This window comes from Paenibacillus sp. FSL R7-0313 (assembly GCF_037969885.1).
Lineage (GTDB): Bacteria > Bacillota > Bacilli > Paenibacillales > Paenibacillaceae > Paenibacillus.
In genome coordinates, this window is sequence record NZ_CP150219.1 from 5,606,058 (window position 1) to 5,619,607 (window position 13,550).

The following is a 13,550-nucleotide window of genomic DNA, read 5'->3' on the forward strand; positions in this document are numbered from 1 at the left end:
AAAGTCCACGTGTACTCCATATCACCTGGGATCACATCCGCTCTGGAGCTTGCACACCTAGCAAATGTAAACTGTACGCGAGGCGTTCGGCAGTCCGTTTGGCCAATGCCACCCGGAAGGATCTTACATCAGATGACGCATCCGCAATCCGTTCGGCGTGATAGAAGCGGTTGAATGCTTGAGCGACATCTATTGTATATTTGGCAATGACCGAAGGCTCATTCCGATGAATTGCTTTTTCCAAATACTCGGGATATTCACCAAGCAGTTTCAGCAATGCCCATGAGGTATCTCCGATAAGGGATGGAGTGGTTACTGTGTTATTCTCACCTTCCGCAAGGTTGGGCTTAGTCAAAGGGTTTTCATTTTCCACGCGGTTCGCCTCTTCTGCCTTGGCAAGCACACTTTGAATCCGAGCATGGGTGTATTGCACATAGGGTCCGGTCTCCCCTTCAAAACTCACCGCATCTTCCAGTGAGAAGTCCACATCGTTTAACCGATTATTACGTAGATCACCGAAGACAATTGCACCTACACCAACAGCCTCGGCCACTTTCTGAGGGTTCTCCAGATTCGGGTTTTTCTCCTGAATAATCTGTAGTGCACGAGCAACTGCCTCATCCAACACTTCCTGCAAAAAGACGACTTTACCACGACGTGTAGACATTTTCCGTCCCTCAAAACGCATTAATCCAAACGGGATATGTTCACACTTCGCAGACCATTCATGACCCATCCGGGATAGGACCGCAAATACCTGCCGGAAATGTAACTTCTGCTCGCCTCCGACCACATATAACAACCGATCTGCCTTCATCACCTCATGACGATAAACCGCCGTAGCCAAATCCCGTGTAGGATAGATTGTTGTTCCATCTTTTTTGATAATCAGGCACGGGGGCATGTTCTCGTCCTCCAGACGTACCACGAGTGCTCCATCACTCTCTTCAAGTAAACCTTTCTCCTTGAGTTCTTCAACCACCGCGCCCATCTTGTCATTGTAAAAGCTCTCCCCCAGCGTATGGTCGAACTGTACATTCAGACGTTCATACATCCGGTTGAATTCCTTCATGCTCACTTCCACAAAGAACGCCCATAACCGCTGTGCTTCATCATCCCCTTGCTCCAGCTTGCGGAACCACTCCCGTGCCTCAATCTCCAGAGAAGGATCGTTCTCCGCCTCATCGTGGAAACGCACATACAGCTCCAGAGAAGTACGGATCGGGTCTGCCTGCAAGGCTTCATCATTGCCCCACCGCTTGTACGCTGCGATCTGCTTGCCAAACTGGGTTCCCCAGTCTCCCAGATGATTCACACTTACGGAGGTATAACCCGCTTCATTATACAACCTATACAGTGCTGCACCGATTACAGTAGAACGCAAATGTCCGATTCCGAAGGGTTTTGCGATGTTAGGGGAAGACATATCAATCACAACACGTGAACCTTGACCAAGCTGAAGCTTACCAAATGTGGCATTCCCCAGTTCTTTCAGCAGATTCGGCGCGAGCTTCTCCCGGTTGAAACGGATATTTACATACGGCCCGGCGGGAGTCGCTTCAAGTCCTGCTGCCTGCAATCCCGTTGCGAGCTCGGTCGCAATGACTGCCGGTGCTTTTTTTAATGACTTCGCTAATACAAAACAAGGGAAGGCTGCATCACCCATCTCCGCCTGCGGTGGGACTTCGAGTAATCTCAGAACCTCTTCTTCATTCAATCCCGTTAAAGGGGCAATATCGGCCGCAGCCTGCTTCATCAACATGTCGGACACTCCTTATCCATTCATTATTGGGTGAAAATTAACACAAAAAAGCTCTCGTCTCTACATAAGAGACGAGAGCTGACTTAACAGTTCCCGCGGTACCACTCTAGGTGAACAGCTACTCTTAATATGCATTAACATGCATACCAGTAGAACCTGTTCCGCTCGATGCGTATAACGGTCGCAAGCCGAATTACCCTCAGACAGATATAGTACACCCACACTTAGGATGCATACATCTTTTCGGATAACCATCTCACGGGTGCGGTTCACTCAGGTCATATCATACCGGCTTCCACCTCTCCCGGCTCGCTGTCATGTATGGATCTGGTTACTCTCCCGATCATTGATATTCTTCGTTTCAATTCATTGCCATCATTATACATACCACGATCAGACTTGGCAACCCGCATTAAAAATCCCCTACTGAAAGGCAACACATAGGCACATCTTCTCAGATGCCTGTGTTCACTGCCTTCCCTTAGGGGACAACGGTCATTATCGGTTTTAATTATATATATTCCAGAGAAAAAATAATTACGCTACTGCTGCCATCAATCGGCAAGCTTCTGCACATCTGCGGCAAGCCTCTGCACATGCTTGGCAGTGATCATGGTGATGTTTGCCACACTCTGCGGCGCAAGCTTCACAAGCTTTCACACACAATTCGCATATCTCAGCAATAAAATCACTTCCACGTGTCATCGCTTGTGCAGCAAAACTGCAAATCTCCGCACATTCCCGATTCAAACGAATGCAATCACGCAGCATCGCCAGATCATATTCTTTCAGACTCGATATGTAACATACGTTGCAAGCATTCATGCACTCCAGGCAAGCATCGATACATTGTTGATATTGTTGTTGTGTCATTTAAAGTTACCTCCCAGGCAAAGTTTGCTATGCTTCTTAATACCCAGTTGGGAGGAATATTGAATCATCTAACCTACTTTATCGCTTCCAATTCCAGTAATTGGTCACGAATGACAGTTTGGTCAAAATGTTCACCTATAAACACAGCAACATTAGGGACATCTCCCTGAGGTGTGATCTTCATGTAGTCCGATTCACGGTAGGCATACTGGAACCAGAAGCGGCTCGCCGTGTCACTAAACGATAAAATGCCTTTTGCTCGATACACATCCCGTGGCAATGCGGATACAAATTTTTCAAACGCCTCGCTGTTCACCGGATGACTGAAATAATGCGTATATACCATGACATGTTCGTGTGAGGCATGAGGAGCAACATGCTCGTGACTGTGGTCATGGACATGGCTATGGGATGCGTTAGTATTCGTAGTATCGTCTTGGACCATGTGATCTGTATCTTTATGAGCATGACTGCATCCATGTGTACCACAGGCTTCTGTGTGCACATGATGATCTTCCTGAGCCAGCTTCCTTTCTTCAGAAGCTGAATCACGTACGTGTACGTCTGCCCCGCTGCGAAGCAGCAGATCCATCTCCACCTCACATTTCACTGTAGGAATTACAGGTGCGAAGCCATTCCATTTTGCCAAAAGCTGTTCCAGATCCTTCAGTTCCTGTGCACTCACCCGATCCGTTTTATTCAAGAGAAGCACAGACGCACAGCGAATCTGCTCCTGCATCAGTTTGAACGTCTGCCCCTTCTGCTCCTGATATAGGCCAGATAGATGTGCTGCATCCACAACGGTAATGAGACTTTTCAGTTCCAGTCGCATGTAGAGTGAGGTCTCCGTTACCGCATCCAGAATCTCCATGGGATTCGCCGCACCGGTTGCTTCGATGATGATCACATCAGGTGATTCCTCCTGAACAAGATCAGCAAGTTGCAATCCCAAGTCACCACGTACGGTACAACAGATGCATCCACCTAACATCTCTGTCATCGGAACGGTGGAATCCACAATCTGACCATCCAGATTAACTTCGCCTAACTCATTCATCACCACTGCGGGACGCAAACCCTGCTGTTGCCAATGTTCGATCAACTGAACAAGCAGTGTTGTTTTGCCACTTCCCAAAAAACCTGACAGTATATATACAGGTATGGATTGTTCTTTTAAAATCGTTTCGTTCATCCTTAAACACCTCTCTGATTGTCCTTCTTGTAACCTGATCTATCTATATCTAGCGAGTGTACACCATCCCGCATTCGTTGTGCAATAATGTTCAACTCTTCCCCAGTACATTGCCTGATTCTACCGGATGGTCTATGCTATGAGGACATGTTGATTGAAGGAGGAAGTTTCATGACTAATTCAGTGGAACAACATCGCCAGGAAGCTCCGACCACGGTATCGTGCATGATTGTTACAGTATCGGACACACGCACTAAAGACACTGACACCAGTGGCCAGCTCATGCACCAGCTTCTGAATGAAGCGGGTTATCAGATTGTTGAATACATCATCACACCAGATGAAACGGAGAACATTCGAAGCATCCTGCAAGATGCAGCCGTTCGTGATGATATCGAAGCCGTGCTGCTTAGCGGCGGAACAGGGATTGCACCCCGAGATACAACTTATGAAGCTGTATCCTCACTACTCGACAAGGAACTCCCGGGCTTTGGTGAGATCTTCCGTTTTCTCAGTTACACCGAAGATATCGGTTCCGCTGCCATCCTGAGCAGAGCCGTCGCTGGAACGATCGGACGCACAGCCGTATTCTCCATGCCGGGTTCCAAAGGAGCCGTCAAATTGGCCATGGAAAAACTCATTTTGCCCGAGCTGCGGCATGTGATGCGTGAAATATATAAACCCGTCTGAAAGATCAGACGGGTTTTTCGGGTTTATTTTCAGCTGTACGATATGAATTGAAAGGTTTGATGCTGTCAGCTCTACCTACGTTAATTGCTCCAGCACATGTTGGAACACCTGCATAACGTCCTGCTCATACTCGTCCTTTTCCCCACCAGAAGCCGTATACACGAGTGAGACGTTTCCTTTGCTGCGAATCGTTGTTCGGCCAAGCGCATTCTCCAAGACAGCTTCATCACGATTCTCACTATACATTTGTTTCATGCTGGCAGCCCGGGTTGTCGCATCACTGAAAATATGGACTTTCACGATGTGTCTGCCACTTCCATTCAACAAATACATATAAGAGATCCCACCATGGCCGTCATCGGCAGACATGTTATTCATCAGCTGAATGCCTTTTGCTTCAAAACTCTTACTGATCTCACTCACCAATTCACCGTTTAATCCGTGTCCTTGACTCTGTGCTCTCATATTTCCTTCATCTGTCGCTTCGCGGGTGTAGACCTTTCGCTCCTGCTCAATGGATGATGCCGAACAAGCCACCAGGGACCAGACACTCGTGATCAACAAGCCACTTACAAGTACCGACTTCATTGTTCTTCGAACTATATTTCGCTCTTTTCTACCAAACCACATGCCAATCCTTCCTTTCCAGCCACGTGTACTGTGACCCAATCAGGTAGAATTAGCATGTCTAAGGACTTAGAATCTTATGCGGATGGCAGATCTGATATCGTATTGACCACAGTCCGACCTACTGCACCACCTTGGAGTATCGTCTCCAGCGTATGAGGCAACTGGTCTAGAGAAATTTCGCGGATTCCCAGTTCCAGCGCACGCTCCGGTTTCCATTCTCCGCCAAGCAGTTTCCACAATCGTTCCCGACGTTCCATCGGACAATACACAGAGTCTATACCAATAAGCTGGATGCCACGCAAAATAAACGGAAGTACCGTGGATTCAAAAGCTGTGCCGCCTGTTAAGCCGGATACCGCTAACGCACCTCCGTATTGAATCTGTTTTAATCGCTCCGCAAGTGCTGGTCCTCCTGTTGGATCAACAACTCCCGCCCATAGCTGTTTCCCCATGGCTCCTTTGGCTGGAGCATCAGCTTCTTCACGAGTAATAACCTCTGAGGCACCCAAGTTTCGGAGCAATGACTCCTCCTGATCCTTCTTGCCTGTGCTGGCTGTTACTTCAAAGCCAAGTTTCGCCAGAATCGCAACTGCCATACTTCCAACGCCACCTGTTGCACCCGTAACCAGAATCTTGCCCATCTCCGGTTTCACTCCAGCCTGTAACAGCGCATCTACCGAAAGTGCAGCCGTAAATCCTGCGGTTCCAATCGCCATGGCTTCTTTCTCACTGAGACCCGGTGGCAGAGGCACCAGCCATTCACTGCGCAGACGAGCATACTCGCTGTACCCTCCGTAATGGGATACACCAGGTTCAAATCCTGTACTGATCACCCGATCTCCTGGTGCAAAACGTCCACTGACCGACTCCTCTACTGTTCCAGCCAGATCAATTCCCGGTACCATCGGATATTCACGAACGACACCACCCTTTTCAAGCGTCGCGAGTCCGTCTTTATAATTGACACTGGAATATTGCACCTTTACCGTAACATCTCCATTTGGCAGATCTTCCTTCTTCAGTTGCTCTATAGAAGCGTTCACTCCGCCCTGTTCTTCTTTACGGACAACGTATGCGTTAAATTGATTTTTCATTGATAGCCACTCCTTCTTTGAATTTTGTATATTTTTCCATTAAGCACATGAATTTTTCGTATTTCGGCTTAACGGCTACCTTTTACTTTTGGATTCTTCCTCATGTTAATGATCAAGCTCTGTCTCTCCTGAGCGTCAACAGATAGATTAGTGGACCCACGATGGGGATAATGCCTGTCACTGCCCAAGCTGGTGAACGTCGACTCGCTTCAGTATCCCTGTATATCGCAATCATGGAAAGTAAGGTCAGCAGTACAAAATCAATCGTCATGATATGTACAAAGGCAGATTGATTGAATGCTTCCATATATACATCCGGATGACCTTTCGTCACGGCATAGAATGCTGTCCCCAGCGTCAACAGCAGAAGGACAACATGCGTCAGCTTGTGGGATGCTACCCGTGCAATTCCCGACTTCCGCTGACGACCAAAGTGCAAGCTTGTGTAACCCGAAGATCTATTCGCGGACGATGACCATGCATAATAGGGAAGCAAAGCAAAAGCACCTAATCCAAAAGAAAGTATAACAAAAGGCCAAGCCTGTACACGGCCACCTCGTTCTTTCACAGATGTTCTTAACAGCATACAGGCATAAACTGCCGGGAAAATACCTAACCACGAAAACACCGTAAGTAACCAAGGCTCTTGGCTTTGCATTGTGATCAGTTCTTTGAATATCGGATCACTTCCAGGTGACTGCCCCGGTGCCAACAACAATGCATAGGCAATAAAAGCGATCCAGACCAGTCCTAGTATCCATCTCATATCTGCACCTCCTCTTACTTTCATCCCCTACAGCTGCTGGATTGAATCAATAGTTTCAGAATTTGGCGGCTCCTGCGCTTTCCCGAGAAATAATTACTGCTTTTCCCCTACATCTTGAATTGGGCATGGCTATTTCCAGTATAGCCTGCTACCTCGGCAGTCTGTCCATGAGATTTCTTACATCACTGGTCCATCTCATCGGGATCATATAAGAAAAAGTCTATCGAGGTCTTTCATAGAAGACAGACCGCATTTAGCTAAAGTTTTTCTTACAGTCATCGAATTGTTCGGCTCCGCTAAAAACGCAGAAATTTTATGAGCATCAAAAAGGCATAAGCCAGTATTCCTCACTGGTTATGCCTCTCTGTAATTCTTGTGTGTAGATCATTCCTCTGTGGATTTCACATGTTCCGCAATGAGCTTCTGCTTCATATTCCATGCCGCAGGGCTGATATTCACACGGTAGATCTCGGGGTTGAGCTTCCGCTGGTATTCAGGCCAGAACAGATTCATCTGTTCCTTATGATACGCACGAATCTCATCCAGATTAGGCAGATCATACACTTTGCGTCCATTCACAAAGATCGGCTCCAGCATATTGATCGCTTCGTAGCGGGTAACCGTCTTTTTCAGGTAAGGGTGTAGCGGGTTGAACAGCTTGAGCGGTCCGCCCTGTAGCGGCTGCTCTTCATCTGGATAGCAGATATAATCTGCAATCGCTTTGCCATGTTTCGGATCAATGATCCGGAACACTTCCTTTTTACCTGGAGTGGACACCTTTTCAGGATTGGCAGATATTTTGATCGTAGGCAGCATGGCACCGTCCACTTCACGCTCCACCAATTTGTACACTCCACCCAAAGATGGCTGGTCAGAAGCGGTAATCAACTGTGTACCAACACCCCAAGTATCAATCCGTGCTCCTTGAGCCTTCAGGTTGAAAATCGTATTTTCATCCAGATCATTGGATGCTACAATTTTCACATAATCCAGACCAGCCTCATCCAACATCTGACGTGCCTGAATCGACAAGTACGCTAGGTCACCACTGTCGAGACGAATGGCATTCATCTTTTTGCCTTGGCTCTCCAACTTCTTGGCTGTCTTGATGGCGTGAGGTACTCCACTGTTCAACGTGTCAAAGGTATCAACCAGCAGTGTAACCTGATCAGGCAACACTTTGGCATACACGTCAAACGCCTCCTGTTCGCTCATAAAGCTCTGTACCCAGGAATGGGCATGTGTACCTGCTGTTGGGATTCCGAAGCGCTCTCCAGCCAGCATGTTGGACGTTGCATGGAACCCTGCTACATACGAGGCACGTGCGCCCCAGATGGCAGCATCCGCTTCCTGTGCACGCCGTGTGCCGAATTCGAGCAACGTATCCTGCTGCGCTACCTGTTTGATCCGCGAAGCCTTGGTTGCAATCAACGTCTGATAATTCATGAAGTTAAGTATCGCCGTCTCCACCAATTGTGTCTCCATAATGGAGCCTTCTACCCGAATGAGCGGTTCGTCAGGGAAAACAATTGCACCCTCCTTCATGGAATGAATCGTCCCCTGAAATGAAAACTGGAGCAATTCTTCCAGAAAGACCGGATCGTAATTTTCCTCTTGTTTGGATAAAAATTTGATGTCGTCCATCGTAAACCGAAGCTGGCTGATATAGTTCACAATCCGTTCCAATCCGGCAAATACCGCATATCCGTTGCCAAAAGGAAGCTTACGGAAATAGGCTTCAAATACCGCCTTCCGCTTGTGAGTACCATTCACCCAATGGGCGTACATCATATTGATCTGATATTTATCCGTATGTAAAGCCAGGCTAGTTGTCTGCATTTGTCTCATCCTCTCTGACTTCCGCTCGTGTCCCCAGATTTGATCTGTGAACACGGGTTAACATATGGAGACTTATTCTTCATGATTCTGTTCATCCGTATTAAACAAACAAGTCTCCCGTAAAAAACTCTATACACCATTCACCACATTCATCCAGTTCCTAACATGAGGCCAACCAAACATGACTATGGAGTAAATTAAGCCAAGACTGTCTCGCTCGCCTTAACCACCGAAGCACCAAGGCTGGAACGAAAATGTCCAAGTGCCCACTCATGCCCTGCCGCATTGAAGCTGGCAACGGCATCTTCATATACCGTAATATGAAAACCTTTATTGTAAGCGTCCACTGCGGTATGCAATATGCAAATATCCGTGCATACCCCAATCAGTGCAATATCCGTAATACCACGTGCACGCAGTCTGAGTTCCAGATCGGTCCCACAGAATGCACTATATCTCGTCTTATCCATCCACTGTATATCTGTTTTCCGTTCTTCCATCACTTGGGCAAGACGACCATATAACTGTCTTCCCTCCGTATTTCTGATGTTATGAGGTGGAAAAAGTGCAGTCTCCGGGTGATACGGATCATTCTCTTCGTGCAGATCCACAGCCATGATTACCTCATGTTTGTTCTTACAATAGGCCTCGGTTACAGCTGCAATCGTCTCGTCGATCTCTACTGCCGGCTGACCTACAGGCAAAGAACCTGTCACAAAATCCTTCGTGAAATCAATGACAATCAGTGCTTTCATCGTCAACACTCCCTTAGCCCAGAAATGGTTGATCCTGATTCAATCAGGTGGACACATCTACACCTTATTACGTATAGATGGACAGGCGTGGTACAAGTTCTGTAAAACGATATAACTGCGCCGGTCGCTGCGAGTACTGATTGGAACTCACCAGGTTCCCCTCTTCATCTCTTACTTCTTCCACAATGCCTTTACGGCTGCGGGTAGACGTAATCTTGCGTATGAAGTTTGGTTCTTCAAAATCCGGTACAACACTTTGAATAACCTGATATAATTCACTTAATGTAAAATCACGTGGCAGGAACTGACGAGCAATCGTCGTTTCCAGCATCTGCTGTTGAATACGTCGATAAGCATCTTCAATGATTGTTCTGTGATCAAAGGCCAGTTCCAGTTCTTGCAGCGCCTCCTGAATGGTGAACAATCCAACATCCTCAGCATCATCTGCTGCTTGGCGTTGATCCAGCATCCATTCTTCCACAAGCGCAAAAAATGCGTGAGAGATAATCCAGCCCCTCGGGTCACGACCCGGCTGACTGTATACATTTAAGTACTCCAGATGTCCACCGTCTACACCTGTCTCTTCCATCAGCTCACGCTTTGCTGCACCATAGATGGATTCATTTTCCTGACAAAATCCACCGGGTAATGCCCATCTGCCTGCAAAAGGCCAGCCTTTGCGCTTGATCAGCATCACTTTCAGTTCCCGAATGGGAAGTGTCTTCGTCACCGTCTTGCGCTCCCGCTTGGTTAAGGTGAACATAACGATATCCGCAGGAACACCATCGGGGGTACGATATTTTTTGGAACTATAAGCACGTGCTGCTTGTTCGTCGCTCTCTGCATTAAAGTGTTCGTAGTTTTCGCTCATGGGCACCACCGACTATTTTCATTTTGATAATTTCATTATGACATAATAATATCTTTTGTCAACCGCAGGATTCTTGCGTTACGTTCTCGGGCGTGCTATGCGGAATGTCGCCGTTGCCATACATCCCAACGTGCCCGATGCATCACGAACCTCCGATTGAGTCGTCACACTGCGTCCTGCTTGATGCAGTACCGTAGCTGTCACCGTTAACTCCCCTTGTTTCATTGGTGCAAGAAAATGCACGTTCAGATTCGTTGTCACACAGCCGTCCACTTCCATTGCTGCTGTTGCGACCATCCCCATCGCCTGATCCATCAGTGAAGTCAATACACCCCCATGAATAATCCCCATGGAGTTCGTATGATGTTCGCCTGCTGTCAACGCAATCTTAACTTCTTTTCCGTCTCCTTTAATATAACGACAGCCGAGAAATCCCCAGAATCGTCCGTCTCCGTCTTCCACCATTTTGTCCAAAATACTCATTATTCATTTCTCCTTTATTCACTGTACGTATCAAGCTCTCTTGATGTCATGTGCCTTTATCATTAAAAATCAGCTGCGCCACACAAAATAACCCCACAGCGTGGAGCTTTGCTTGGAATTATATTCCGAGTACTTGGCGATAGCCACTCCACGTTTACGGTTATGTAATGTAAGAAAAGCTTCCGCTCGAAGCCTTAACGATGATGCCACATTCGTGTTTTAGCAGTTGCTTTTCTTGCGATTATCGAATCCTTCAGCTCCGCTGAAAACTTATAATTCTATAATCGTCAAAAAAGGCGCGGACAGCGTCCGCACCCTTCCGTCATTTAACCGCAACTGGTCGGAGGTGAATCCGTTCCAGCCTCCACGTTTACTTTTTCAGAAACCGTATCCCGGATTACAGAGATCACTAGTTGAAGCAAGTAGTTGATGTCGCTCTGGCTCTGCTGGAATTCCGTAACCAATGGAATACTGTCCAGTTCGCTTTGCAGATCTTCAATTTCCTGTTCAATTTTGCTGACCATCTCCACATTTTTGAAGCTTTCAAAAGCAACAATCTCTTTTTGTTTTTTCTTGATCGTTGCAATCAACTGCTGGATGCGCTCATGATCCCGAATTTTGGTTTCAGCCTGTTGAAACTGTCTAACTTCCTCACTCGTTCCGAGCATATCAGCCAATTCTTTGGCTTTTCCCATAATGTCGTCGCGTATGACCAGATTGCGCGTATCGTAGGTTGGCATTCCATAATGGTTGTACTGCACTTCTTCCTGCGCCACTGAAATCGCTCCATTCTATGAGATGATATAAGATGAATATTCATGTTGCCCTAGCTCAGTTGACTGCTCAGTGACCGCTACGGTGCCGGATCGTTCTTTTGATCGCTGTTGTCTCCGAATTTTTTCGATTGAGATTGTTCAAGGTTAAAATTCGGAGACAAAGGCGAACGCTTCGCTTCTACAGAATCGATTCCGTCACCTTCGCTACGCTCGGCGCAACCCCCGCTAAGTGCAAAAATCATTCATCTTATTGGTGTGTGTATTACTGATTGGCAGCTACCGGCTCGGAGAGCAGGTTGCCCCGAATATAAAAAGTCATCGGATCGGTGATTTCCACTTGTACAAAAGTACCGATCAATTCTTTGGGTCCTTCAAAATGCACCAGCTTGTTGCTGCGCGTACGTCCTGCAAGAACTTCGGAATTCCGCTTGCTTTCGCCTTCAACGAGCACTTCAACGATTTTGCCGCGTTGCTCTTCATTGCTTCGGTGGCTGTATTCGTTGATCGTTTCGTTCAAGCGCTTCAAACGTTCCTTCTTCACTTCCATCGGTACGTTGTCTTCCATCACCGCAGCCGGTGTACCTTCCCGTGGGGAATAAATAAAGGTATAGGCAAAATCATACCCTACTTCACGGACAAGGGAAAGTGTATCTTCAAACTGTTCTTCCGTTTCCCCCGGAAAACCAACAATAATATCCGTTGTTAACACCACATTCGGAATGGCCTTTTTAATTTTGTCAGCCAGTTTCAGATAGTGTTCCCGGCTGTACTTGCGGCTCATACGTTTGAGCACTTCCGAACTGCCAGATTGCACCGGAAGATGAATGTGCTCCACCAGATTTCCACCTTTGGCCAGCACTTCAATCAAGTGGTCATCGAAGTCACGTGGGTGACTGGTTGTAAACCTTACTCGCGGAATATCAATTTGGCGAATGGCATCCATCAAGTCACCAAAACTGTAGTTCAGGTCGGTGAAATCCTTGCCGTACGCATTCACATTTTGACCAAGCAGCGTGATCTCCTTAAAGCCTTGTCGTGCCAAATCCCGAACTTCGGCAATGACATCTTCCGGACGACGGCTGCGTTCTTTGCCCCGTGTAAACGGAACGATGCAATATGTACAGAACTTGTCGCAGCCATACATAATGTTCACCCAGCCGCGCATACCCTCACGTTTCTTCGGCAGGTTCTCAATAATGTCGCCTTCCTTGGACCATACCTCAACAACCATTTCTTTGCTGAACAACGCTTCCTGGATTAGATGTGGCAGTCGATGCACGTTATGTGTACCAAAGATCATATCCACAAATCCATGCTTCTGCATGATTCGGTTGACGACGCCTTCTTCTTGGGACATACACCCGCATACGCCAAGTAACAATCCCGGACGTTCGAGTTTTAGCGTTTTCAGGTGACCCAGCTCACCAAATACTTTATCTTCCGCATTTTCCCGTATGGCACACGTATTGAGCAGAATAATATCAGCTTCTTTGCGATTCTCTGTAGCCTGATATCCCATAGACTCAAGCAGTCCTTTGATGGTTTCCGAGTCATGCTCGTTCATCTGACATCCATACGTATATACAATATAATGTTTGCCTTTCCCTATGTTTTTCAGTTCATCGGGAACGGCATTTTCGTAAAGCACCTGGACGTCTTCCTTGCCCCGCTGTTTCTCCTGACGATGATTGGGTTCCGATTTGATGTTAATCTCCCGGCCCCGGATTCTTATCTTTTTGCTGAATTCATCTTGCGAAATTACTTTGGCATCGGAGAAATCAAAATATTGGGAGTAATCCTTTTTTGAGTCTTTAGCCAT

Annotated in this window: 13 protein-coding genes; 1 reads left to right on the forward strand and 12 read right to left on the reverse strand. The window is 47.1% G+C overall.

All coding sequences use genetic code 11. The annotated features are described in order from the left end of the window. Positions 1-31: 31 nt before the first annotated feature. The 3 genes from argS to NSQ38_RS24305 form a co-directional block, all read right to left on the reverse strand. Positions 32-1,762, reverse strand: a complete 1,731-nt coding sequence (argS, locus tag NSQ38_RS24295; protein ID WP_339784508.1) for an arginine--tRNA ligase — start codon at positions 1,760-1,762, stop codon at positions 32-34. A 537-nt stretch (positions 1,763-2,299) separates the two neighbouring features. Continuing rightward, positions 2,300-2,635: a four-helix bundle copper-binding protein gene (locus NSQ38_RS24300; protein WP_036609230.1), complete on the reverse strand. Its 336-nt coding sequence runs from the start codon at positions 2,633-2,635 to the stop codon at positions 2,300-2,302. A gap of 73 nt (positions 2,636-2,708) precedes the next feature. Next, positions 2,709-3,827 (reverse strand): GTP-binding protein, encoded by a 1,119-nt coding sequence (locus NSQ38_RS24305; RefSeq protein WP_339784510.1) that lies wholly within the window; start codon positions 3,825-3,827, stop codon positions 2,709-2,711. A gap of 171 nt (positions 3,828-3,998) precedes the next feature. Here NSQ38_RS24305 and NSQ38_RS24310 point away from each other — a divergent pair, with 171 nt between their 5' ends. After that, positions 3,999-4,517 carry a MogA/MoaB family molybdenum cofactor biosynthesis protein gene (locus tag NSQ38_RS24310; RefSeq protein WP_047842524.1) on the forward strand — a complete coding sequence of 173 codons (519 nt, stop codon included), beginning with the start codon at positions 3,999-4,001 and terminating at the stop codon, positions 4,515-4,517. 75 nt (positions 4,518-4,592) lie between these two features. On the opposite strand, the gene NSQ38_RS24315 is transcribed toward NSQ38_RS24310, so the two are convergent. From NSQ38_RS24315 to miaB, 9 genes are all read right to left on the reverse strand, one after another. Continuing rightward, the gene (locus tag NSQ38_RS24315; protein WP_339784512.1) at positions 4,593-5,105 is read right to left on the reverse strand and encodes a hypothetical protein; all 513 of its coding nucleotides are present in this window, start codon (positions 5,103-5,105) and stop codon (positions 4,593-4,595) included. Between the two features lie 116 nt (positions 5,106-5,221). Further along, entirely contained in the window at positions 5,222-6,241 is a 1,020-nt protein-coding gene (locus tag NSQ38_RS24320; protein ID WP_339784514.1) for an oxidoreductase, read from the reverse strand. 112 nt (positions 6,242-6,353) lie between these two features. After that, a complete protein-coding gene (locus NSQ38_RS24325) occupies positions 6,354-7,007 on the reverse strand; it encodes a hypothetical protein (RefSeq protein ID WP_339784516.1) in 654 nt (217 codons plus the stop codon). A gap of 384 nt (positions 7,008-7,391) precedes the next feature. Continuing rightward, the gene (locus NSQ38_RS24330; RefSeq protein WP_339784518.1) at positions 7,392-8,846 is read right to left on the reverse strand and encodes a nicotinate phosphoribosyltransferase; all 1,455 of its coding nucleotides are present in this window, start codon (positions 8,844-8,846) and stop codon (positions 7,392-7,394) included. 197 nt (positions 8,847-9,043) lie between these two features. Continuing rightward, positions 9,044-9,601, reverse strand: a complete 558-nt coding sequence (locus NSQ38_RS24335) for an isochorismatase family cysteine hydrolase (RefSeq protein WP_338593867.1) — start codon at positions 9,599-9,601, stop codon at positions 9,044-9,046. Between the two features lie 67 nt (positions 9,602-9,668). Next, the gene (locus NSQ38_RS24340) at positions 9,669-10,472 is read right to left on the reverse strand and encodes an NUDIX domain-containing protein (protein ID WP_062833857.1); all 804 of its coding nucleotides are present in this window, start codon (positions 10,470-10,472) and stop codon (positions 9,669-9,671) included. 78 nt (positions 10,473-10,550) lie between these two features. Beyond that, positions 10,551-10,955 (reverse strand): PaaI family thioesterase, encoded by a 405-nt coding sequence (locus NSQ38_RS24345; protein WP_036670419.1) that lies wholly within the window; start codon positions 10,953-10,955, stop codon positions 10,551-10,553. A 326-nt stretch (positions 10,956-11,281) separates the two neighbouring features. Then, entirely contained in the window at positions 11,282-11,731 is a 450-nt protein-coding gene (locus NSQ38_RS24350) for a YlbF family regulator (protein ID WP_036609251.1), read from the reverse strand. Positions 11,732-11,993: 262 nt separating this feature from the next. After that, positions 11,994-13,550 carry a tRNA (N6-isopentenyl adenosine(37)-C2)-methylthiotransferase MiaB gene (gene miaB, locus NSQ38_RS24355; protein ID WP_339784520.1) on the reverse strand — a complete coding sequence of 519 codons (1,557 nt, stop codon included), beginning with the start codon at positions 13,548-13,550 and terminating at the stop codon, positions 11,994-11,996.